The organism is Rhodoferax potami, assembly GCF_032193765.1.
GTDB classification, from domain to species: domain Bacteria; phylum Pseudomonadota; class Gammaproteobacteria; order Burkholderiales; family Burkholderiaceae_C; genus Allorhodoferax; species Allorhodoferax potami.
In genome coordinates this window covers 38,401-59,749 of record NZ_JAVBIJ010000001.1, presented here as the reverse complement: position 1 = coordinate 59,749, position 21,349 = coordinate 38,401, and the positions used below count along the sequence as shown (strand labels likewise).

General features: G+C 62.4%; 18 protein-coding genes. 6 read left to right on the top strand and 12 right to left on the bottom strand.

Annotation, left to right across the window (positions count from 1 at the left end; translation table 11 throughout):
• Positions 1-14: 14 nt before the first annotated feature.
• The 9 genes from RAE21_RS00260 to RAE21_RS00220 all read right to left on the bottom strand — a co-directional run bounded on the left by RAE21_RS00260 (position 15) and on the right by RAE21_RS00220 (position 12,795).
• On the bottom strand, positions 15-1,415 hold the full coding sequence (locus tag RAE21_RS00260; RefSeq protein ID WP_313879605.1) for a HAMP domain-containing sensor histidine kinase: 1,401 nt from the start codon (positions 1,413-1,415) through the stop codon (positions 15-17).
• The gene (locus RAE21_RS00255; protein ID WP_313879604.1) at positions 1,412-2,113 is read right to left on the bottom strand and encodes a response regulator transcription factor; all 702 of its coding nucleotides are present in this window, start codon (positions 2,111-2,113) and stop codon (positions 1,412-1,414) included. The genes RAE21_RS00260 and RAE21_RS00255 overlap by 4 nt, the downstream gene beginning before the upstream one ends.
• 5 nt (positions 2,114-2,118) lie before the next feature.
• The gene (locus RAE21_RS00250; protein WP_313879603.1) at positions 2,119-2,436 is read right to left on the bottom strand and encodes a hypothetical protein; all 318 of its coding nucleotides are present in this window, start codon (positions 2,434-2,436) and stop codon (positions 2,119-2,121) included.
• Between the two features lie 5 nt (positions 2,437-2,441).
• Positions 2,442-2,927 carry a Spy/CpxP family protein refolding chaperone gene (locus tag RAE21_RS00245; RefSeq protein ID WP_313879602.1) on the bottom strand — a complete coding sequence of 162 codons (486 nt, stop codon included), beginning with the start codon at positions 2,925-2,927 and terminating at the stop codon, positions 2,442-2,444.
• A gap of 117 nt (positions 2,928-3,044) precedes the next feature.
• Complete coding sequence (locus tag RAE21_RS00240) at positions 3,045-3,734, bottom strand: hypothetical protein (protein WP_313879601.1); 690 nt, start codon at positions 3,732-3,734, stop codon at positions 3,045-3,047.
• A gap of 104 nt (positions 3,735-3,838) precedes the next feature.
• Entirely contained in the window at positions 3,839-10,117 is a 6,279-nt protein-coding gene (uvrA, locus tag RAE21_RS00235; protein ID WP_313879600.1) for an excinuclease ABC subunit UvrA, read from the bottom strand.
• Positions 10,118-10,186: 69 nt separating this feature from the next.
• Entirely contained in the window at positions 10,187-10,681 is a 495-nt protein-coding gene (locus RAE21_RS00230) for a hypothetical protein (protein ID WP_313879599.1), read from the bottom strand.
• Between the two features lie 84 nt (positions 10,682-10,765).
• On the bottom strand, positions 10,766-10,939 hold the full coding sequence (locus tag RAE21_RS00225; RefSeq protein ID WP_313874100.1) for a hypothetical protein: 174 nt from the start codon (positions 10,937-10,939) through the stop codon (positions 10,766-10,768).
• Positions 10,940-11,034: 95 nt separating this feature from the next.
• Positions 11,035-12,795, bottom strand: coding sequence for an MFS transporter (locus RAE21_RS00220; RefSeq protein WP_313879598.1), 1,761 nt, complete (start codon positions 12,793-12,795; stop codon positions 11,035-11,037).
• A 329-nt stretch (positions 12,796-13,124) separates the two neighbouring features.
• Between RAE21_RS00220 and RAE21_RS00215 the strand changes: the two genes are divergently transcribed.
• Positions 13,125-14,387, top strand: coding sequence for a putative Na+/H+ antiporter (locus tag RAE21_RS00215; RefSeq protein WP_313879597.1), 1,263 nt, complete (start codon positions 13,125-13,127; stop codon positions 14,385-14,387).
• A gap of 16 nt (positions 14,388-14,403) precedes the next feature.
• On the opposite strand, the gene RAE21_RS00210 is transcribed toward RAE21_RS00215, so the two are convergent.
• Genes RAE21_RS00210 through RAE21_RS00200 form a run of 3 tightly spaced genes read right to left on the bottom strand, consistent with a single transcriptional unit; the run spans position 14,404 to position 16,738 of the window.
• Positions 14,404-15,045 carry a 2-hydroxychromene-2-carboxylate isomerase gene (locus RAE21_RS00210; protein WP_313879596.1) on the bottom strand — a complete coding sequence of 214 codons (642 nt, stop codon included), beginning with the start codon at positions 15,043-15,045 and terminating at the stop codon, positions 14,404-14,406.
• Positions 15,046-15,053: 8 nt separating this feature from the next.
• Positions 15,054-15,806 carry a YbaK/EbsC family protein gene (locus tag RAE21_RS00205; RefSeq protein WP_313879595.1) on the bottom strand — a complete coding sequence of 251 codons (753 nt, stop codon included), beginning with the start codon at positions 15,804-15,806 and terminating at the stop codon, positions 15,054-15,056.
• A 23-nt stretch (positions 15,807-15,829) separates the two neighbouring features.
• Positions 15,830-16,738, bottom strand: a complete 909-nt coding sequence (locus tag RAE21_RS00200; RefSeq protein ID WP_313879594.1) for a hydroxymethylglutaryl-CoA lyase — start codon at positions 16,736-16,738, stop codon at positions 15,830-15,832.
• A gap of 24 nt (positions 16,739-16,762) precedes the next feature.
• On the opposite strand from RAE21_RS00200, the gene RAE21_RS00195 reads away from it, so the two are divergent.
• The 5 genes from RAE21_RS00195 to RAE21_RS00175 are packed head-to-tail and all read left to right on the top strand — an operon-like array spanning position 16,763 to position 21,316.
• Positions 16,763-17,545, top strand: coding sequence for an energy-coupling factor ABC transporter ATP-binding protein (locus RAE21_RS00195; protein WP_428983948.1), 783 nt, complete (start codon positions 16,763-16,765; stop codon positions 17,543-17,545).
• 3 nt (positions 17,546-17,548) lie between these two features.
• On the top strand, positions 17,549-18,142 hold the full coding sequence (locus tag RAE21_RS00190; RefSeq protein ID WP_313879592.1) for an energy-coupling factor transporter transmembrane component T family protein: 594 nt from the start codon (positions 17,549-17,551) through the stop codon (positions 18,140-18,142).
• Positions 18,143-18,171: 29 nt separating this feature from the next.
• Complete coding sequence (locus RAE21_RS00185; RefSeq protein ID WP_313879591.1) at positions 18,172-18,738, top strand: biotin transporter BioY; 567 nt, start codon at positions 18,172-18,174, stop codon at positions 18,736-18,738.
• The gene (locus RAE21_RS00180) at positions 18,738-20,171 is read left to right on the top strand and encodes an AMP-binding protein (RefSeq protein WP_313879590.1); all 1,434 of its coding nucleotides are present in this window, start codon (positions 18,738-18,740) and stop codon (positions 20,169-20,171) included. The genes RAE21_RS00185 and RAE21_RS00180 overlap by 1 nt, the downstream gene beginning before the upstream one ends.
• Positions 20,150-21,316 (top strand): thiolase family protein, encoded by a 1,167-nt coding sequence (locus RAE21_RS00175; RefSeq protein WP_313879589.1) that lies wholly within the window; start codon positions 20,150-20,152, stop codon positions 21,314-21,316. Before RAE21_RS00180 ends, RAE21_RS00175 begins: the two co-directional genes overlap by 22 nt.
• Positions 21,317-21,349 lie beyond the last annotated feature (33 nt).

Sequence of the window (21,349 nt, the reverse complement as noted above, 5' to 3'; positions counted from 1 at the left end):
CCCGGCGCTGCAGCTCACACTGTAGCGGCTGGCAGAGCGATTTCAATCGCCAAGCCCGGCTGGGCATTGCGCACCGCAAAGCTGCCGCCATGCGCCTGCGCCACAAGGCGGCACAGGTAAAGGCCCAAGCCTACGCCACCACCTTCGCGGGTGCGGGCCGCATCCGGCCGGAAGAAGGGCTGGCCCAAGTTGGGCAACTGGTTCTCCTCCACACCGGTGCCGAAGTCGCGCACGGCGATCGACAACTGCCCATCCGTCCATTGCACAGTGATTTGCGGCGCGACAGACGCCCCCGCGCTATGGCGCAAGGCGTTATCCAACAGGTTGCGCACCAGCAGCCGGATGCGGGTCGGGTCCAGCTGCAGGCGGGGCAAGGCCGGGGGCAGCTGCATGTCAATGGCGGGGCTAACTTCAGCCTCTGCTGTGGCGTGAGCGGTTTGCAGCTCACACACCACGTCTTCCACCAGCGCGCGCACATCTACCGCCTCGCGGTGGAGAGCAGCATGCGGGCTGGCTAGGCGCTCGCTTTCCAGCAGATCGGTGACCAGGTCGCGCATGAGGGCCAGATCGCGCAGCAGCGCATCGCGGCCGGGCTGTACATCGGCCGTCTCAGGCAGCAGTTCGGTGTTCAGCCGGGCGCGAGTGAGCGGGCTGCGCAGCTCGTGGCTGATGGCCAGCAGCAAGGTGCGCTTGGCCTCCAGCATTTGGTGGATGTCGGCGCCCATGGTGTTGATGGTGGCGGCGAGTTCGCCCAGCTCGTCGGGGTGATGGGCGCGGCGCACCGGAATGGTTTGGGCAAAGTCTCCCGCCCCGAAGCGCTGTGCCCCGGCACGGATGTCGTCCAAGGGGCGCAACATGCGGCGCACCCGCCGGTAGGCCAGCGCTGTTAACAGCAACAGCACCGCCAAGGTAGCCCAACCGATGTAGCGTGGCCGGTCGTGCCAGGCCTGCACGCTCAGGCCGAAGCGGATGCGGTGGCCATCGGCGGTGGTGCGCTCAAAAAAGCGCATTTCTTCAGGCGGCTGTCCGTCGCGGGCCTCGGTGCGGGAATACAAATCCTCAACATGGCTGCGCCAATTCACTTGCGGCCCACTGATGCGCAGGGTGAGCGGCAGGCGCTCGGTCAGGGCTTGGGCCCGCTCAATGCTGGGCGGACTCCCGAGTCCAGAGGACAGGGTGTCGATGTAATCGGCCACCAGGGGCTTGGCGGCATCGCGCCAGCCCATGCTGAGGGCGGCTTGCATGCCGAACACAAATGTAAAGGCCATGGCCAGCGCCAGCATCACAAACAGAGCCATCAGCCGGAAGCGCAGCGAATGCGCCAGCAAATGTTTGGCGCTGCGCTGTACACGGATGCAATCCCGGATACCGGGCCAGCCTTTGCAGGCGCGCAACAGCGCTTGCCCAGCGCTCATGCAGCCGCACTCCGCGGTGCCAGGGCCAGTGTGTAGCCGGCGTTGCGCAGCGTTTTGATGCAGTCCAGCGGCTCCAGCTTTTTGCGCAGGCGACTGACCACAATGTCCACCGCGCGGGTGTAGAGCTCGGCCTCATGGCCGCGCAGCTGGTTCAAGATATCGTCGCGGCTGAACACTTTGCCCGGCGCACGGGCCAGCAGAAGCAGCAAATCGAACTCGGTGCCGGTGAGGTCAATGGCCTCGCCCTGGCGATGTACGGTGCGGGTGTCCACGTCAATGCGCAGCCCCTGAAAGCACAGCTGGTTGGGGTCGGCCGCAGCGGCTTTGGGCGCTACAGGTGCGCGGCGGCGCAGCACGGTTTGCACCCGGGCTACCAGCTCACGCGGCTCAAAGGGTTTGGGCACATAGTCGTCTGCGCCCAGCTCCAGGCCTACTACCCGGTCCATCACCTCGCCGCGCGCGGTGAGCATGATGATGGGCACGTCATTGTCTTTGCGGATGGCGCGACACAGCGCAAAGCCATCCATCTCGGGCAACATTACATCCAGAATGGCCGCATCGATACCTCCTTGCGCCAAGCGCGCCAGCCCGTCGCTGGGGCGCAGGCAATGCTCCAGCGCCATGTCGAAGCGCGCGAAGTAGGCGGCCAGGGGGCCGCCGAGCTGGGTGTCGTCATCGATGAGCAGAATGCGGTGCATAGGCGTCAGTGGGTTGCGGGCCTATTGTCACCCCCGCCATCACCGCGCAACAAGCTGCGGTGGCGCAGGATCAGACTGCGCAGGCGGTCGCGCTCGGCATCGGCCAGGCGGTCAAACAGGTCGGCCGCCTTTTGCACATCGTGCAGCACCTGCGGCACATAGCCGGGGCGGCGCTCCAACAGACGCAGGGCGTGTTCCCGGTCAAAGCGCGGGCCCCACACCAGGGCCATGACTTCGGCGTGGGGCTCAGCGTAGCCCTCTAGCACCACGGCCCCGTAGGCCCGCAACGGTGCGGCAATCGCGTTCAGAGTGACCGGCGCCATGACACTCAGCCCCGGCTGAACCAGTGACCGCGACCATCCATGTACTCACGCACCTTTTGTTGCTGGGTGGAGTTCAGGTTGTTGTAGAAGTTGGCCATGGCGGCGATGACTTCGGGGCTCTTGGTCTGGATGGCGGCGGTTTTGTCGTTGATCAGGGCCTGGGCGCGGGCGGCGTCAAACTTGTCGCCGGCGACAAGCGCTTTCATTTCAGCGCGCGGGTCTTTGGTCTGGCCGATCAGGGCAGCACGTTGCTCGAACATCTTGTCCCCAACGACGGCCAGCAGTTTTTTCTGATCGGCGTTCAGGTCGAGTTTGCCGCCCACTTTGTCGACCATCTTGTCCCGCTGGGTGGCGTATTGCTCGGCGCTCATGTTCGCACCGAAATCATGCGGGCGATGGCCGCAGGCGGCTAGGCCACCGACCAGCACCAGGGCGGTCACAGCACCGATGAGCGTACGTTTGGCATGGCTGCGAAGGAAGAAGTTGGTCATCACGGTCTTTCTGAACCCTGTCGGGTAGTTGGAATATGACCGTGATGGTGCCGCCGCAGCCCTGACACAGGGTGTCAAGGCGGTTGCGGTTTGTTTCGGTTTATTTCAGGGAGCGCGCTACTTCTTTCCACCACCGCTAGTCCCACCATGGCTACTGCCATGGCCGGAGCCCGAAGCGTTCCGGCTGCTGTGCGCGCTGTCATCGTGCTTGGAGTCATGCTCGGGCCTGCCCACATGGTGTTCGGCGTGACCATTGTGGGAAGTCCCAGCCTTGGATTTGTCCGTTTTGCTGGCACTGACCACCGCACCCAGCTTGATGCCTAAGCTACGTGCAATCTCGCCCCAGCCGCTCCCGGATTGGCGTTGGGTCAACACCCCGGCCAGGCTGGTAGTGGAAGTGGATGAGGTCACCACCCCGCCATTCAAGGCCGCACTTAGCTGCGCGGGCGTGGGATTGGTAATACCCTGCTGGGCCAGAGATGCCTTGGCGAGCGACAGGGCAATGTTCACCTCGCCACTGCCAAGCTTTCCGGTGACGGGCGTAAAGCTGGTGAATGCAGTAGTGCCCGAGCCTGTCAGTGTCACCGTGCTGCCTGTTTGCAAGCTGGTAATCAACGCCGTGGCATTGGCCTTGGAGCCGGCCCAAGCACTGTATTCGGCAAGCAGCCTCGTATTTTCTGTGGAGGATTTAGTGGCGGTATTTGTGGACGCGGTTTGCGCGTGCACGCCGACCAAGGGGGCCATCACAGCCCAAGCGGTCACTCCTGCCAACAAGACGGCGCGCGTTGCTTTGAACTTGGAGACCATGAGAAACCTTCTTTCTTCGACAACATTTGTATCTCCAGTGTAGGCCTGTACCTGCTGACCTTGGGTCACCATGTTGTTACCCATTGTCAGCAGGATGCACGTCGTCAGCGAGAGAGCACTGCCTCCAACGCCTTGCCGGTGTGCGTACCCAGCTTGACCACGTCCTCCGGCGTGGTGGCGGCCACCACGCGGCCACCGCCGTTGCCGCCCTCAGGCCCAAGGTCCAGCACCCAGTCGGCTTCGGCGATCACATCAAGGTCATGCTCAATCACCACCACGCTGTGGCCGCCGTTGACCAGGCGGTGCAGTACATGGATGAGCTTTTCCACATCAGCCATGTGGAGGCCAACAGTAGGCTCGTCCAGCACGTAGAGCGTGTGCGGCACTTTGTTGCCGCGCTTGCCCACGTCGTCGCGCACCTTGCTGAGTTCGGTGACCAGCTTGATGCGCTGTGCCTCGCCGCCACTCAATGTGGGTGACGGCTGTCCCAGCGTGAGGTAGCCCAGGCCCACGTCTTTGAGCAGCTGCAGAGGGTGGGCAATGACTGGCATGGCCGCGAAGAAATCGACCGCTTCGTCCACTTCCATCTGCAGCACGTCGCCGATGTTTTTGCCGCGCCAGGTGACTGCCAGCGTTTCCGGGTTGAAGCGCGCACCCTTGCAGGTTTCGCACACCACTTTGACATCCGGCAGGAAGCTCATGCCGATGGTGCGCATGCCCTGCCCTTCGCAGCTCGGGCAGCGACCTTCGCCGGTGTTGAAGCTGAAGCGGTTGGCCGCATAGCCGCGCGCCTTGGCTTCCAGCGTGTCGGCAAACAGTTTGCGGATGGTGTCCCAGAAGCCGATATAGGTGGCCGGGCAGGAGCGTGGTGTTTTGCCGATGGGCGTTTGGTCCACTTCGAGCACGCGGTCTATGGACTCATAGCCGGTCACGCCTTCGCAGCCGAGCCAGTCGATTTTTTCACCGGCCTCCAAGGCATCGCGACCGGCTTTGGTGCTGCGCTTTTGCACGGCGGTTTGCACGTTGGCCAGCAACACGTCACGCGCCAGGGTGGATTTACCGGAACCGCTAACGCCGGTGATGGCCACCAGGCGTTTGAGTGGCACATGGGCGGTCACACCTTGCAGGTTGTGCATGGTGGCGTTGTGGACTGTGAGCCAGTCGATTTTTGGTTTGTACGTTGCGGCTGTAGTTGCTGAACCCGCCATTGGTAGCCCGGCACCGGGCTCCTCAACCACTCGCTTTGCGAGCTCCAAATCGTCACCCGCTGCCGGGCTACCCGCGGCTGCGACGGACATTTGGGCGGTACGACGGTCGGCTAATGCGGCGTATTCGGCGGCAACTTTGGTGCGTTCTGCTAGCTCCGTATTGGCGGCTGCGCTGTCGAGGATGCGCGCCGCCTCCACAGCGGCTTTCTGTGCTTTGGCACTGAGTTTTTTGGCTGGCTTACCCGCACTCGCGGTGGAGGTGCTTGCGCCGGAAGCCGATTTCGAGCTCGCATCGCGAGCGTATGAGGCGCCCGGCGTAAGCGCCTCCGCCGCGTCCAGCGCCAATGTCTCCGCAAACGACACCATGCCACGACGCAACGCCAAGGGGTGCTTCATCGCATGCAACAAATACCGCCCTGTCTGCGACTCAGGCGCCTTCTGCACATCCGCAATGGAGCCCTGCGCCACCAAGCGACCACCGCGTTTACCCGCGCTCGGCCCGATGTCGATGATGTGGTCCGCATGGCGGATGGTGTCTTCGTCGTGTTCCACCACGACCAGCGTGTTGCCCTTGTCGCTTAAAGACTGCAAGGCACCCAACAGGATTTTGTTGTCGCGTGCGTGCAAGCCAATGGTTGGCTCATCCAGCACGTAGCAAACACCTTGCAGGTTGCTACCCAGCTGCGCTGCGAGGCGGATGCGCTGTGCCTCACCGCCACTCAGTGTGGGCGCACCGCGATCCAGCGTGAGGTAGCCTAAGCCCACCTCTTCCAAGAACTCGAGGCGGCTGCGAATCTCCGGCACCAGATCGCGGGCGATATCGCCCTCGCGGGTCGTCATGCCGCCGGCCACTTGCAGGGTCTGCACCCACTGGCGCACATCGGTCACGCTGAGACGTGCAATGTCGGTGATGCCCACACCCGCAAATTTGACATTGCGCGCCGTGGCATTCAGGCGCGTGCCGTTGCAAGTGGAGCAGGCTTTGTCGTGCAGGTCTTCGATGTCGGCCTCGGCAAAGGTCTGCTCGCGGCCCTTGTTGTCATCGTCCTTGACCGAGTCGTCAAACACCTTGCGCTGCTCTTTGGTGAGCGCCACGCCGGTGCCTACGCAGTCCGGGCACCAGCCGTGTTTGCTGTTGTACGAGAACAAGCGCGGGTCCAGCTCGGCATACGAGGTCGCGCACACCGGGCAAGCGCGCTTGGTAGAAAACACCTGCACCTTGCCTACGCCTGCAGCCGACTCACCGGCAGCCATCACCTCCCGCAAGCTGCCAATGTCGCTCAGCACATAGACCACGCCCTTGCCGTGGGTGAGCGCGTCCGCCAGCGCGGTGCGCAGCGCGGACTCGTTGGCAGGGGTCACGTCCAGGCTGGCCACGGGCAGCTCAATGTTGTGTTCCTTGAAACGGTCAATCCGCGGGAAACCGCTGGTGGGCAAAAAGTTGCCGTCCACCCGCAGGTGCGTGAAACCCTTGGGTCGCGCCCAGTCGGCCAACTCGGTGTACACGCCCTTGCGCCCCTGCACCAGTGGTGCCAACAGGCCGATGTGCTGGCCGCGGTAGTTCTTGAGCAACTGGGCCGCAATGCTGTCTGCGGACTGCGGCTCCACGGCCGCACCGTCTTTGAAGCAATGCTGAGTGCCCAGCTTCACATAAAGCAAGCGCAGGAAGTGCCACACCTCGGTAGTGGTACCTACCGTGGATTTGCGCCCGCCGCGCGAGAGCCGCTGCTCAATCGCCACCGTGGGTGGAATGCCATACACCGCATCCACCTCAGGGCGACCTGCAGGTTGCACGATGGAACGTGCATAGGCATTCAAAGATTCGAGGTAACGCCGCTGCCCTTCGTTGAACAGGATGTCGAACGCCAGCGTCGATTTACCGGACCCGGACACGCCAGTGACCACGCTGAACTTGCCGCGCGGAATATCCACCGACAAAGACTTGAGGTTGTGCTCCTTCGCATTGACGATACGAATGGATTTCGACGTGTCGACCACGCCCGCCCCGGAGGCGGATGGGCTCGCGCCGGAAGCCGATTTCGAGCTCGCAGCGCGAGCGTATGAGGCGCCCGGCGTGAGCCCGTCCGCCGCAGCAACAGAAGTAAACGTAGCCGAAGACTCCGCCACCTCATGCACCACTCCCATCGAAGCCGCGTATTCCCGCAACGCCTTACCCGTGTGCGATGTGGCATGCAACAACAGGTCTTCCGGCGTGCCATACGCTACCACCTGGCCGCCCGCATCCCCGCCCTCGGGGCCGAGATCAATCAACCAGTCCGAGGCGCGAATCACATCCAGGTTGTGCTCAATCACCACCAGGGAATGCCCGGCGTCCAGCAACTTGCGCAAGGCGCGCATGAGCTTGGCAATGTCTTCAAAGTGCAGGCCGGTGGTCGGCTCGTCCAGCATGAAGAGCGAGCCCTTGCGCGCAAGGAACTGCTTGCTGGAGCTAGCGCTTTTGGCCGCTTCGGCCAGAAAGCCTGCGAGCTTGAGTCGTTGCGCCTCACCACCCGACAGCGTGGGCACAGGCTGGCCCAGCTTCACATATTCCAACCCCACATCCACAATGGGTTGCAGCACGCGGATGACTTCGCGGTCGGCGCTGAACAAGTCCGCGGCTTCGCTCACGGTGAGCCCCAGCACATCGGCCACATTGACATTACGGCCCTTGCGCTCAATCGTCACTTCCAGAATCTCGGGGCGGTAACGCTTGCCATCGCAATCCGGGCAACGCAAGTACACGTCGCTCAGGAACTGCATTTCAACGTGCTCAAAGCCCGAGCCGCCGCAGGTGGGGCAGCGGCCATCGCCGCTGTTGAAGCTGAACTTGGCGGCGGTATAGCTGCGCTCCTTGGACAAGGCAGCGCCCGCAAACAACTCGCGGATCGCGTCCCACGCGCCCACATAGCTCACCGGGTTGGAGCGTGCCGTTTTACCAATGGGCGACTGGTCCACAAACACCATGTCGCTGAGCTGCTCCGCACCCAGCAGGCTGGTGTGGGCGCCTGGTGTTTCGGTGGCTTTGCCGAAGTGGCGCAACAAAGCGGGAGCCAGCACGTCTTGAATCAGCGTGGATTTGCCGGAACCGGAGACCCCGGTGACGCACACGAGGCGCTGCAGCGGAATCTCCACCGACACATTTTTGAGGTTGTGCTCGGTGACACCTTCCAGAATCAGGCGCGGGTGGTTGGGTGCGACCATGCGCTTGAAGCCCATGCCCACCTGCTTGCGGCCGCCCAGGTAAGCGCCGGTCATGGTGTCTGCGCCCTTCAGCGCTTCGGTGGTGCCGTCAAACACGATCTGGCCGCCCTTTTCACCCGGGCCGGGGCCCATGTCGATCATGCGGTCTGCCGCCAGCATCACTGCAGGGTCATGCTCCACCACCACCAGCGTGTTGCCGGCATCGCGCAGGCGCTGCATGGCCACGATGATGCGGTTCATGTCTCGCGGGTGCAGTCCGATGCTGGGTTCATCCAACACGAATAGGGTGTTCACCAGCGAGGTGCCCAGCGCGGTGGTGAGGTTGATGCGCTGCACCTCGCCTCCACTCAGTGTGCGGCTCTGGCGGTCCAGCGTGAGGTAGCCGATGCCCACGTCGCACAGGTATTTGAGGCGGGTACCGACCTCTTCGAACAAGAGCTTGAGGGTTTTGTGCTCGGCCTCTGAGGCTGTGGGTGTATTGGAGGTTTGCTCCGAGGAGACCGCCCCACTGAAGATGCCCAGATCGGATTGCAGCGCATCAAAAAATCGCTTGAGCCGGTCCAGCGGCATCAACATAAAGTCGTGCAAGGACAAACCAGGCAGAGCCTCGAGTTGCTCACGCGACCACTTCACACCCTTGGGCATGAACCGCTTGGCCGGGTCCAGCGCCATGTCGGCTTGCTCTTTGGTGCCAATGCGCCAGAGCAGGCTCTCGGTTTTCAGGCGGGATCCATTGCAAGTCGGGCAGGTGGTGTAGCTGCGGTATTTGGACAAGAGCACCCGGATGTGCATCTTGTAGGCCTTGGTCTCCAGGTATTCAAAGAACCGGTCCACACCGAACCAGTGCTGGTTCCACTTGCCGTTCCAATTGGGCGAGCCCTTGAGCACCCAGTTTTTTTGCTCTTGCGTCAGCTTGTACCAAGGCGTGTCGCGCGGTATGCCGCTGGCTTCGGCGTGGCGCATCAGGTCGTCCTGGCACTCTTGCCATGCGGGCGTTTGCATCGGTTTGACCGCACCAGCACGCAGGGTGAGTTTGTCGTTAGGAATGACCAAGCCATAGTCCACCCCCACCACCCGCCCGAAGCCGCGGCATGCGTCGCAGGCGCCCACCGCTGAGTTGAAGCTGAACATCGACGCAATCGGGTCGGTATAGCGAATATCGCTTTGCGGACAATGCAGACCAGTCGAGAAGCGCCAGATTTCAGGGGCTGTATTTGCTATGATTTTAGGAGCAGCTTGCACACTATCCACCTGGGCTACAGACTCTTTTAATACATAAGCATTCAAACGCCCGCTGCCGCGCTTTAGTGAGGTCTCAATGGCTTCCAGCACACGCGCTTTTTCCACCCCATCGATGCGGAAGCGGTCTGCCACCACATCCAGCACTTTGCGCACGCCATTGACGGTCGACACCTCGCGCTCCGCCTGCACCCGCGTGAAGCCGCTGGCACTCAGCCACTGGGTTACTTCGTCAGGGGTGGCGTTGCCCGGTAGCTCTACAGGAAAGGTCAGCACCAGGCGCGGGTTGCCCTCGGCAGCAGCGCGCTGCAGTAGCGTGGTGTAAATCGTCTCGGGGGTGTCGTGCTGGACCGGCTGCGCAGTGTCTTTGTCAAACAGGCTGCCCGCGCGGGAAAACAAGAGCTTGAGGTGGTCGTTGAGCTCCGTCATCGTGCCCACGGTCGACCGGCTCGAGCGCACCGGGTTGGTCTGGTCAATCGCAATCGCAGGGGGCACACCCTCCACCTTGTCGACGGCCGGCTTGTCCATGCGGTCCAGAAACTGGCGCGCATAGGCGCTGAAGGTTTCCACGTAGCGGCGCTGGCCCTCGGCGTACAGCGTGTCAAACACCAGGCTGGATTTCCCCGACCCGCTGGGCCCGGTGACCACGGTCAGTTCACCTGTGCGGATGTCCAGATCAAGGTTCTTGAGATTGTGCTGTCGCGCTCCGCGAATGCGGATGGTGCCCTGGGTCATGATGAATGCTCTCTAGGTGGGGAGAGACATTCTAGGGAGCTTTCCCCGCCCTACGGGGGGCCTGTGGCTTTACCCTTTCAGGGCACGCTCCAGCTCGCGGCAGGCCTTTACACCCGCGGCGTTCTGGATCTTGGGCAGCAGGGCCAACAAGTCATCAAAACCGGCCGCCGATTCGACCGACAGGTTGAGCATGAAACCCCGCAGGCCCAGACTGGCAGTGATCTGGGTGGCAATGGGTTTGGCATCGCTGTAGCGCTCCTGCGGCGTCCGGTTACTCACGGGCACGACCGCCAGGGCCGCGTCTTCTGCCTGCTCTATCAATGGGGCAGAGGCAGCCACCGGCAAAGCCGTTGCTGGCGTCGCCTGAGTAGGCGCCAAAAAGCCTTGCGCCACCATGTAATCAATATCACCAGCCACCAGGCCCATGCCTGCAGTGGCCTGCAAGACTTGATCAGCCGTTTTTTGACCATCAAACAGAATGAAAGCAGATCGCTGCCGCGCAGAAAAAAGCGGCGACCTTTCTTTAAAAGCGGCTTGTCCAACGTCTGTTTTTGTGAATTTCATAGATCGGAATTCTAGGACTCCGCCCTTGAATTCCCATAAAAAAGGGGCCCACAGGCCCCCTCGTTTTCCCTAGCCAGGCGAAATTTACTTCGCTTCGCTTGCGGCAGGTGCTGCCGCAGAGGCCGCAGGTGCGGGAGCCTCGGAGTGCATCGCGTCTGCACCGTGCTTCTCGCCACCCATGTCGATGTCACCGCCGGTGCTGATCATGTACAGCCCTAGACCGGCAAACAATGCAAAACCTACCGCTAATTTCCACATACCATTTCTTTCAAAAAAAAAGCCCTCCGGAGCGGAGAGCTTGGAAATTGCCCCGGCTTCTCCCGCCGGGGCGCTCACTCACTACTTGAAGCCGATCAGTCGTCTGCGTAGATATCGACGTCTTTGGTTTCTTTCACAAACAATAAGCCAATGACGAAGGTCGCAGAGGCGATGATGATCGGATACCACAAACCGTTGTACATGTTACCGGTCTGGGCCACGATCGCAAAGGCGGTCGTAGGCATCAGGCCACCGAACCAGCCGTTACCGATGTGGTAAGGCAAGCTCATGGAGGTGTAACGGATACGGGTCGGGAACATTTCGACCAGCATCGCGGCAATGGGGCCGTACACCATGGTGACCAAAATCACCAGGTAGGTAAGGATCATCACGACCTTGACCTTGTCGAACTTGGCCATGTCAGCCTTGGCGGGGTAGCCAGCGGCCTTCAAAGCAGCAGCCAGGTTGGAGCTCAACAGAGTAGCACCAGCGGTCTTTTCGTTGCTCAGGTCAGCGACAGACTTCTTGGCAGCAGCCACCGCTTTTTCATCCGCTGGGCTAGCAGCAGACAACTCAGCCAGTTTGGCTTCGGCTTTGGCCTTGGCGGCAGCGACGTCTTCAGCGCTGTACTTGACGTTCACCACAGTCTCGCCCACCTTGATGATGGCAGGTGTACCGGCGGGAGCCACTACGTTTTCATACGACACAGAGGCGCTGGCCAAACGTTGCTTGGCAATGTCGCAAGTCGTTGTGAACTTTTTGGTACCTGTGGGGTTGAACTGGAAAGAACATTCCGCAGGGTCAGCAGTCACGGTCACTTGCGCATTGGCTTGTGCCTTGGCGAGGTCAGGGTTGGCCGCTTCGGTCAACATCTTGAACACGGGGAAGTACGACAGAGCACCCAACAAGCAACCTGCCAGGATGATCTTCTTGCGGCCGATCTTGTCAGACAAGGAACCGAACACAATGAAGAACGGGGTCGCAATGATCAAAGAGATCGCCACCATGATGTTGGCAGTCGGGCCGTCCACCTTCAGCGCTTGTGTCAAGAAGAACAGCGCATAGAACTGGCCTGTGTACCAGACCACGGCCTGACCCATGACCAAGCCGATCAGGGCCAAGATCACGATCTTCAGGTTTTTCCACTGGCCGAACGACTCAGAGAGAGGAGCCTTGGAGGTCTTGCCTTCAGACTTCATTTTCTGGAAGGCAGGCGACTCGTTCATGCTCAAACGGATGTAGACCGAAATACCGAGCATGATCACGGACACCAGGAACGGAACGCGCCAGCCCCAGTCTGCAAAGGCTTCTTCGCCGATGGCAGTGCGGGTACCCAAGATCACCATCAACGACAGGAACAGGCCCAGAGTCGCAGTGGTTTGGATCCAAGCGGTGTATTCACCACGCTTGCCGTGGGGTGCGTGCTCAGCAACGTAAGTCGCTGCGCCACCGTACTCACCACCCAAGGCCAGACCTTGCAGCAAGCGCAAGATGATCAGGATGACGGGAGCGGCTACACCGATGGCGGCGTAGTTAGGCAGCAAGCCCACGATGAAGGTGGACAAGCCCATGATCAGGATGGTCACCAGGAAGGTGTACTTGCGGCCGATCATGTCGCCCAAACGGCCGAATACCAGCGCGCCGAAAGGACGCACGATAAAGCCGGCGGCAAACGCCAACAGCGCAAAGATGAAAGCGGAGCCCTCGTCCAGTCCGCTGAAGAACTGTTTGGCAATGATGGCTGCCAAAGAACCGTACAGGTAAAAGTCGTACCACTCGAAAACGGTACCGAGCGACGAAGCGAAGATAACTTTCTTCTCTTCTGCCGACATCGGACGTGCGGCTGCGTTTGCCATGTTTGTCTCCAATCGTTATGTCCAGCCCCCGACATGAAGGCTTGGGCGTATTCTTGGAGTGCCCACTGACCCTGCTCTGACGCGAAACCAACGCTGGCTTGCGCCAAACTGACGCCCCTCTGACAGAATAGGGTTAAACCCTGCGGGGGCTTTTCACATCACGGCATATTGACGGGCTTCAAGGGTATACCCGCGAGGGGCTTGCTGACGAAATTACGGCCCGTGAAGTGTTCAGCGAGCCTTCAGGCTCCGCGAGCAGGCCCGTGCCTACAATTCCGACGCCCCGAACCATAAAGAGACCCACAAGGGCTCGACAGGAGACACAAACCATGAACCCGACAACCATGCAAGCCGTGGCCGCAGGCCTGTTTGCGCTGGCATTGATCCACACTTTTTCGACCAAGTTTTTTGAACACTTGGCCCACACACGCCCCGCCCATGCCGGGGTGTGGCATTTGTTGGCGGAGGTGGAAATTGTGTTTGGCGTGTGGGCGATGATTTTCATGACCCTGATGGGCATCATGGAAGGCTTTGCTGCGGCGATGCAGTACCTCGACAGCCGCAACTTCACCGAACCCCTGTTTGTGTTTGCCATCATGGTGGTGGCCGCCAGCAAACCCGTGTTGCAAGTGTCCTCGGCCGCGGTGCAGGCCATTGTGCGGATTCTCCCGATGAACCGGACCATGGCGTTTTTCTTCACAGCACTGGGCATCGTGCCTTTGCTGGGCTCCTTCATCACGGAGCCTGCGGCCATGACCCTGGCAGCGCTCTTGATGAAAGACACCGTCTTTGCCAAAGCCTCTCGGCGCCTGCAATACGCTGCACTCGGGGTGCTGTTTGTCAACATCTCCATCGGCGGCACCCTGACCCACTTTGCCGCCCCGCCGGTACTGATGGTCGCGGCCAAGTGGAACCTGGACATCGTGTACATGCTCACCCACGTGGGTTGGAAAGCAGCCATCGCGGTGTTTATCAACGCGGGGGTTCTCACCTTCCTGTATGCCAAAGAACTCAAGACCATGCCCTACTCCACCCAGTCCCCCTACACCGGGGTACCGGGATGGATGGTGAGCTTGCACCTGGCATTCCTGGTAGTGATTGTGATTTTTGCCCACCACCCTGCGGCCTTCATTGCCGTGTTTTTGCTGTTCATGGGCGTGGTGGCGGCCTACCCGGCTTACCAGCAAGAGCGCTTGATTTTGCGTGAGGGCTTGCTTGTGGCCTTCTTCCTCGGCGGCCTGGTGGTCCTGGGTGGTATGCAGCAATGGTGGCTGCAACCTTTGCTGCTGAGCATGAACGAGACCACGGTGTATTTCGGCGCGACGGCCCTGACGGCCATCACCGACAACGCGGCACTGACCTATCTCGGCTCACTCGTCGAGGGGCTGACCCCGGAATTCAAATACGCGTTGCTCACCGGCGCAGTAACCGGCGGTGGCTTGACCATCATTGCCAACGCACCCAACCCTGCAGGCGCCTCGATATTGAAATCCACCTTCAACGAAGGTGCCATCTCGCCCCTGGGCTTGCTGATGGGGGCGCTCCCCCCGACGATCGTCGCGATTTTGTGCTTCCGCCTGTTCCCGTATTGAAACAGGCCGCGCCGCACTACCCCCGCAAGGGGATGGCAGACGGGATGGCATTTACGCCATCCCAAGCTGCCGATGTGAACCAGCTATCACCCTCGAGGTAAGCGCGCAGCATCGGCAGGGCGTCCAGCCCCCAGAACACCCGCCCGTCCACCTCAAAACTCGGCACACCAAAAACCCGCGCGGCAATTGCGTCGTCGCTGTGCTGTTTGAGTTGGGCTTTCACACTCTCGTCCGCAGGCGCGCGGGCGGGGGCCAAAGCATCGGTCAGCGCCTGCAAGCGTGCAGGGTCTGCCGCATCAGCGCCGCCCTGCCAAACGTGTTTGAACAAGGTTTCGCACACATACCGGTTGGGCAAACCGTCATGCCCGGTGGCGATCGCCAAACGCAGCAGGCCCAAGGGGTTGAACGGGTGCTGGGCCGGAAAGTCGAGCGCCACACCCTGCTGCCGGGCCAGCCATTGCACATGCCGGTAAATCCACTCGCGCTTGGGCGGCACTTCGGCAGGCCCCAAAACGGCGTTGTGCTTCAGCAAGCCACCCAAAAACACCGGCTTGTAGTGCACGCTGTAGCTGAGCCCCATCAAGGCGCGCGGCAATTCCTCAAACGCCAAAAAGGCGTAAGGTGAAATGAAGTCCAGGTAAAACGTGATTTGCTTCATGAAGAGCCTCAGGCAAAGGCGGTGGGGTGGGTTTGCTGCAAGCGCTCGGTGATCTGCACCCACATGGCTTTTTTGGCGGCATCGTCGCTGCGGCCCCATTCACGGATGTCTTCAATCGTCCGGAAACACCCTTCACACAAACCGCTGCCCGTGTCCATGCGACACACATTCACACAAGGGCTTGGAATGTTTTCGGCCATAGCGCTCACCGATAGTGCGCGAGCAGCTAGCATTTTGATAGCATTTTCACGCGCTAGGGCATCGAGCACATTTTCTTCTTCCGGCGCTTCCACCACATCGGCCACGGGCGCGCCGGTCAGCGCCACCAGATCTTGCGGCTGCAACTGAAACACCCCGTGCGGGTGCCCCGCTGCCGCCCACACCTGCTCGAAGCGGAACAGCTCACGGTCGATCAGGGTGACACCCGGCATGGCGTGCGCCACAGGACTCACGCCGCCGATCGAAAAGCCTGTGCGCTCTTTGACGAAGGCCGCGTTGGCGCGCGCCAGCGGGCCCACCAAAGCGGCCACCTTGGCCTCATCGACCCGGCGATCGCCGGAGGTCACCACCAAAACGGCGGCGTCGTCTTCCACCCGCTTGAAGATGATGCTCTTGGCAATTTGCCCCACGGCAACGCCCAAGGCATCGGCCGCCTGCTGCGCGGTGCGGGCCGCACCATCGAGCATGAGCGGTCCATGGGGGTGGTTTTTGTCTTGTAATGCAGCCGCTACGCGCTGCACGCCTTCGGGTAATTCAGTCAATTCAGCTCCACACATGTTGTTGTTCAGCCCAAGCGCTTGGCCAGCAGGGCGTTGGCGGCGCGCGAATGTGGTTTGCGCCCCAAAAAGTCGCTGATGAACTGGCCTGCGTCGATCAGCTTGTCCAGGTCAATTCCGGTTTCAATGCCCATGCCGTGCAGCATGTACACCACGTCCTCAGAAGCCACATTGCCGGTCGCACCCTTGGCATAAGGGCAGCCCCCCAAGCCGGCGACCGAGGTGTCAAAGTGCCAGATACCCAACTCCAAAGTCGCCAAGGTATTGGCCAAAGCCATGCCATAGGTGTCGTGGAAATGGCCGGATACCTCGTCCACGCTGTAGTACTGCAAGGTGGCATCCAGGGCGCGCTGCACTTTGAGCGGGGTACCCACACCGATAGTGTCAGCCACGCCCACGTGCTCCACCCCGATGTCGCGCATCAGCCGGGCGACCAGGGCTACCCGCTCCGGGGCAATTTCGCCCTCGTAAGGGCAGCCTACCGCACACGAGATCGCGCCGCGCACCGCGATGCCTGCCGCTTTAGCGGCCTGCGCCACCGGGCGGAAGCGCTCAATGCTTTCCTCAATGGAGCAGTTGATGTTCTTTTGGCTGAACGCCTCGCTGGCAGCACCAAAAACCACGATCTCATCCGGGCGGCTGGAGACCGCAGCTTCATAGCCCTTCATATTGGGCGTGAGCACCGAATAGCGCACACCGGCCTGGCGCTGCACGCCCGCCATGACCTCCGCGTTGTCGCCCATTTGTGGCACCCATTTCGGGGACACAAAGCTGGTGACCTCAATCTCTTTCAGCCCGGCCGCCTGCAGGCGGTGCACCAATTCGACCTTGATGGCCGCCGGAACCGGTTGCTTTTCGTTTTGCAGGCCGTCACGCGGGCCTACATCAATGATCTTGACGCGGGAAGGTGTGTTCATAGCTCGTATTAAACCGCGAACCGCATGGCCCTCTGCGGGTGCATTGGTATATTCACAGACTCCCCCGAACCACCCCACCAGACTCCCAAGGCGCTCCTTTTGCTAAGCATCACCCAAGCCGGCCTGAAACGGGGCAACACCCTGGTTTTTGACGACCTGACCCTGAACCTGCACGAACCACGCATCGGCCTTATCGGCGACAACGGTGCGGGTAAAAGCAGCTTGTTCCGCTTGGCCTGCGGTTTGGAAGCCCCCCATACCGGCAGCGTCTCGGTGCAAGGGCTGCCGGCCTACCGCATCAATGCGCAGCGCCCCAACCTGGTGGGCATGATGTTTCAGAACCCGGACGACCAGATTGTTTTCCCCACCGTCCAGGAAGAACTCGCGCTGGGCTTGACAGCCACCGGCTTGCCCCGGCGCGAAGCCATCGCCCAAGCCCGCGCTTTTTTAGCGACACGCGGTTTGCCGGACTGGGCCGAGCGCGCCATCAGCAGCCTCAGCCAGGGGCAGCGGCAGCATGTGTGCTGGTTGGCCATTCTGCTGACCCAGCCCGCGCTGATCTTGCTAGACGAGCCTTTTGCCAGCCTGGACCTGCCCAGCCAGGCCTTGCTGCACAGCGATCTGGCCCGGGTCAGGCAACAAGTTATCGTGTCCACCCATGTGCTGGAACACCTGCAAGACTTTGACCGGGTGATCTGGCTCGAGCAGGGCCGGGTCCGGGCAGACGGCCACCCGGTAACGGTGTGCGCCGACTACCGGGCCGATGTCGCCGCGCGCATTGCAGCCCGCACCGCCAAGGTCACCTGAGCCATGGGCAGCCTGTACAGCGAACACCGCACCTGGCTGCACGCCGTGCCCGCCGGCTGGAAACTGGGGCTACTGGTGCTGCTCAGTACCGGGGTGTTCTGGCTAAGCACACCTGTCGCCCTCAGTCTGGCCTGCGCCGCATCGGTCGCCCTGTTTGTGTCGCTGGGTGCTGCCATGCGCCCAGCCGGACGGCTGCTCAAAGCCTTGGGGATTGCGGCTGCGCTGGTGCTGCTGTTTCACGCCGTTTTGCAACAGCCGCTGGTGGGCCTGGTGAGTGTGCTGCGCATGGTGGCCGCCTCTTTGCTCAGTATTGCGCTCACGCTCACCACCCGCAGCGGCGACTTGCAGGCCGTGCTGGAGCGCCTGCTCACGCCCCTGGCGCCTTTGGGCGTGCGTGCAGACCGCTTTGCCTTGCAGCTCGCGCTGATGCTGCGGTTTGTGGAACATTTCTTCGTGGTGTGGAAGCGTCTGGACGACGCGTACCGCCTGCGCACCGGCAAGGGCGGGGGCATCAAGCTGCTGGCGCCACTCACCATCCAGATGCTGCAAACCGCGCGCCGCGTGGCCGATACACTCGACGTCCGGCTGGGTGAGTAGCCCGGCACTTTTTGTGAGACCCCTACAGAATGCAACGCAACCAATCATTCGCCCTCGTCGCCCTCTTTGCCGCCCTGATGGCGGTCCTGGGCCTGATCCCGAAAATTGACCTCCCGCTGGGCGTTCCCATCACTCTGCAAACCCTGGGCGTGATGTTGGCGGGCTGCTTGCTGGGGCCCCGTCGTGCCTTTCAGGCGCTCTTTTTGTTCATGGTGGCGGTGGCTATCGGCCTGCCCTTGTTGTCAGGCGGACGGGGTGGCTTCGGTGTCTTCATGACACCGGCGGCCGGCTACCTGGTGGCATGGCCCATCGGTGCCTTCGTGACCGGTTTGGTCATGTACACCCTGCCCTCGGGCTCCCCACGCCAGATCGCGCTGAGCGCCTTTGTGGCGTCGGCCTTGGGCGGCCTGCTGGTGATCCACGCCAGCGGCGTGGTCGGGCTGATGGGCATTGCTGGCATGAGCCTGACCCAGGCCCTGATCGGCACCAGCGCCTTTGTGCCGGGTGACCTGATCAAGTGCGTCCTGACCGCCGTGGTGTGCCACACCGTGGCACGCGGGCTGCCTGACTGGCAATTCGGCAAACGCAATACCTGATGTCCACTACCGCCCCGGAGCTGGTGCACAGCCGGCTGGCCCGCTGGGCCACTGAGCGGGGTGCACACCCGGCCATCCGCAGCGAGGCGGGTGATATCAGTTTTGCGGAATTTGCAGCCCGGGTCGATGCCCACGCGGCAGCTCTGCGCACTGCAGGCGCTCCGGCCACGGTGCTGCAAGACGCCAGCCTTCCCTTGTTAGAGCGCTTGGTGGCTTTCATGGGCACGGTCGCCAGTGGCCGCTGCGCCGCGGTGAGCGACCCCGCGTGGCCCCCCGCTGTGTTGCAGGCGGTGCGCGAGCGCTTGCCTGTCACACCGCACGACAACAGCGCACCCACCCCTTGGAGCCCCTTCTACACCGGCTTTACTTCCGGCAGCACCGGCCTGCCCAAAGGCTTTAGACGCCACCACCAGTCATGGACTGAGAGTTTTGACGTCTGCCTGCGCACCTTCGGCCCGGCAGCGGGCGGCTGCATTCTGGCACCGGGGCGCGACTCCCACTCGCTGTTTTTGTTCGGCATGCTGCTCGGGCTGTGGACCGGTGGCGGTGTGGTGGTGCAAGAGCAGTTTTCCGCAGCCGCCGCACTGGCTACTTTGCGCTCGGGGCAGACACCGTGCCTCGTGGCCGTGCCCAGCCAGTTGCTCCTGATGCTGGAGTGGGCACAGCACCGCCAGCTCCCGCCGGTGCCTGACGTTCAGCTGATTTTGATCAGTGGCGCGCGCTGGCCCCGCGGGCACACACCAGCCCTGCAAGCCTTGTTTCCGCAGGCCCGGATTATTGAGTTTTATGGGGCCTCGGAAACCAGTTTCATTGCCTGGACCGAATCCCACGCCGACCTGCCGGACAACCTGGTGGGCCAGCCTTTTGACACGGTCGAGCTGGACGTGCGCGGAGCCACCCCAGACAGCCCGGACGGATTGATTTACGTGTGCAGCCCGATGCTGTTCATGGACTATGTGGCCACTGACGCCGATCACACCGCCGCTCTGCGCGATGGCGATTGGGTGTGTGTGCGCGACCTCGGCCACATTGACCCCCAGGGCCGCCTCCGGGTGGCAGGCCGCGAGAGCCGCATGCTGGTCACCATGGCCAAAAAGCTGTTCCCCGAAGAGCTGGAGACGGTGCTCGAATCGCACCCCGCCATCGCCCGCGCCTCGGTGCATGGCCTGCCGGATGCACAGCGGGGCGCCCAAGTGGTCGCCATCGTGCAATTTGCGGCACTTACAGCAGGCATGGCGCACCCTAGCCTGCAAGAAGTGCAGGCCTGGTGCCGGGCGCGGCTGGAAGCCTTCAAGGTCCCCCGCCGCTTGTGGGCGCACGCCGATTGGGCCTTTACCGCGAGCGGCAAAACCGACCATCTCGCCCTCGGGCGTTTGCTGGAAACGGCCCCCCACCACCCTGACAGCTCACCATGCCTGACCACCATCCTCTGATCGCCGGGTGGGCGCGCAGCGCCGTCGCGCCGCATGGCGGGGCGTTCAGAGCGCTCGCAGCCCATGACATTGGCGCCCCTGTGCTACAAGCGCTGCTGCAGCGCGCAGGCTTGGCAGCAGCCGATGTGGATGCGGTCATCCTTGGCAACGCCTTGGGTGCAGGCGGTAACCCCGCTCGCATGGTGGCGCTGGCAGCCGGCCTGCCGGACCGTTGTGCGGCGCTCACTATCGACACCCAGTGCTGCGCTGGACTGGATGCCATTGCCCTTGCCGCCGGAATGCTGGCCAGCGGTCAGGCCGAGGTCGTAGTGGCAGGTGGGGTCGAGGCATGGAGCCGCGCCCCGATCCGGCAACACCGCCCGCTTGATCCGGGCGAGACTCCGATAGCCTATGAACGCCCCGCGTTTGCCCCGGACCCGGCCCGTGACCCCGATCTGCTGCAGGCTGCTGCGGACTATGCCGAGGCCCACCGCATCGCCCGCAGCACCCAAGATAGCTACGCGGTGCAAAGCCACGCCCGCGCAGTGCACCACCAGACGGCCTTGGCTGCAGAAATTGTTCCGGTGGCCGGATTGACCCACGACACCTACCCTCGCCTAGTCAGCGCCCGCGCAGCACAGCGCCTGCCGGTGCAAGCGCGTGGCACAGGTAGCCTTGCGGAAACCGACTGTGCGGTGAGCACCCTTGCGATTTCCACCCGTGCCGATGGAGCTGCCATGGTGCTCTTGATGACGGCGGCGGCAGCTGCCCGTTTGCAGGTTACGCCACCCGCGCAGTGGCGCGCCTCGACCTCAGTAGGCCTGGACCCAGCCATGCCTTTGCTGGCTGCAGAAGCGGCCACCCGCAAAGCGCTGCAGCGCGGTGGCCTGCCGCAGGCACAAGACTGCGCGGTGGTGGAGCTGCATGATGCGTTTGCGGTGCAAGGCCTGGCTTATTGCAGCGCACTGGGCTTGGAGCCGGACGCCATCAACCGCTTGGGCGGAGGTATTGCAAGAGGCCACCCCATCGGCGCCTCCGGCGCCATCGCCCTGGTGCGAGTGCTGGCCGATTTGGAGCGCCTCGGGCAGGCAGGCGCCCACGGGCTGGCATCAGTGGCGGGCGCTGGCGGCATCGGGGCCGCGACGCTGGTGCAGTGGCGGGGCTAAGCCCGGCCGCTTGAACCTGCCACATCTGCCAAG

What these genes read in the sequence shown, in the direction of transcription:
- RAE21_RS00225 (WP_313874100.1), bottom strand. Translation starts at nt 10,939, where the DNA reads ATGTGGAAATTAGCGGTAGGTTTTGCATTGTTTGCCGGTCTAGGGCTG.
- RAE21_RS00185 (WP_313879591.1), top strand. Translation starts at nt 18,172, where the DNA reads ATGCAACGCAACCAATCATTCGCCCTCGTCGCCCTCTTTGCCGCCCTG.
- RAE21_RS00190 (WP_313879592.1), top strand. Translation starts at nt 17,549, where the DNA reads ATGGGCAGCCTGTACAGCGAACACCGCACCTGGCTGCACGCCGTGCCC.
- RAE21_RS00200 (WP_313879594.1), bottom strand. Translation starts at nt 16,738, where the DNA reads ATGAACACACCTTCCCGCGTCAAGATCATTGATGTAGGCCCGCGTGAC.
- RAE21_RS00215 (WP_313879597.1), top strand. Translation starts at nt 13,125, where the DNA reads ATGAACCCGACAACCATGCAAGCCGTGGCCGCAGGCCTGTTTGCGCTG.
- RAE21_RS00260 (WP_313879605.1), bottom strand. Translation starts at nt 1,415, where the DNA reads ATGAGCGCTGGGCAAGCGCTGTTGCGCGCCTGCAAAGGCTGGCCCGGT.
- RAE21_RS00245 (WP_313879602.1), bottom strand. Translation starts at nt 2,927, where the DNA reads ATGACCAACTTCTTCCTTCGCAGCCATGCCAAACGTACGCTCATCGGT.
- RAE21_RS00250 (WP_313879603.1), bottom strand. Translation starts at nt 2,436, where the DNA reads ATGGCGCCGGTCACTCTGAACGCGATTGCCGCACCGTTGCGGGCCTAC.
- RAE21_RS00220 (WP_313879598.1), bottom strand. Translation starts at nt 12,795, where the DNA reads ATGGCAAACGCAGCCGCACGTCCGATGTCGGCAGAAGAGAAGAAAGTT.
- RAE21_RS00210 (WP_313879596.1), bottom strand. Translation starts at nt 15,045, where the DNA reads ATGAAGCAAATCACGTTTTACCTGGACTTCATTTCACCTTACGCCTTT.
- RAE21_RS00195 (WP_428983948.1), top strand. Translation starts at nt 16,763, where the DNA reads ATGGCCCTCTGCGGGTGCATTGGTATATTCACAGACTCCCCCGAACCA.
- RAE21_RS00240 (WP_313879601.1), bottom strand. Translation starts at nt 3,734, where the DNA reads ATGGTCTCCAAGTTCAAAGCAACGCGCGCCGTCTTGTTGGCAGGAGTG.
- uvrA (WP_313879600.1), bottom strand. Translation starts at nt 10,117, where the DNA reads ATGACCCAGGGCACCATCCGCATTCGCGGAGCGCGACAGCACAATCTC.
- RAE21_RS00180 (WP_313879590.1), top strand. Translation starts at nt 18,738, where the DNA reads ATGTCCACTACCGCCCCGGAGCTGGTGCACAGCCGGCTGGCCCGCTGG.
- RAE21_RS00175 (WP_313879589.1), top strand. Translation starts at nt 20,150, where the DNA reads ATGCCTGACCACCATCCTCTGATCGCCGGGTGGGCGCGCAGCGCCGTC.
- RAE21_RS00230 (WP_313879599.1), bottom strand. Translation starts at nt 10,681, where the DNA reads ATGAAATTCACAAAAACAGACGTTGGACAAGCCGCTTTTAAAGAAAGG.
- RAE21_RS00255 (WP_313879604.1), bottom strand. Translation starts at nt 2,113, where the DNA reads ATGCACCGCATTCTGCTCATCGATGACGACACCCAGCTCGGCGGCCCC.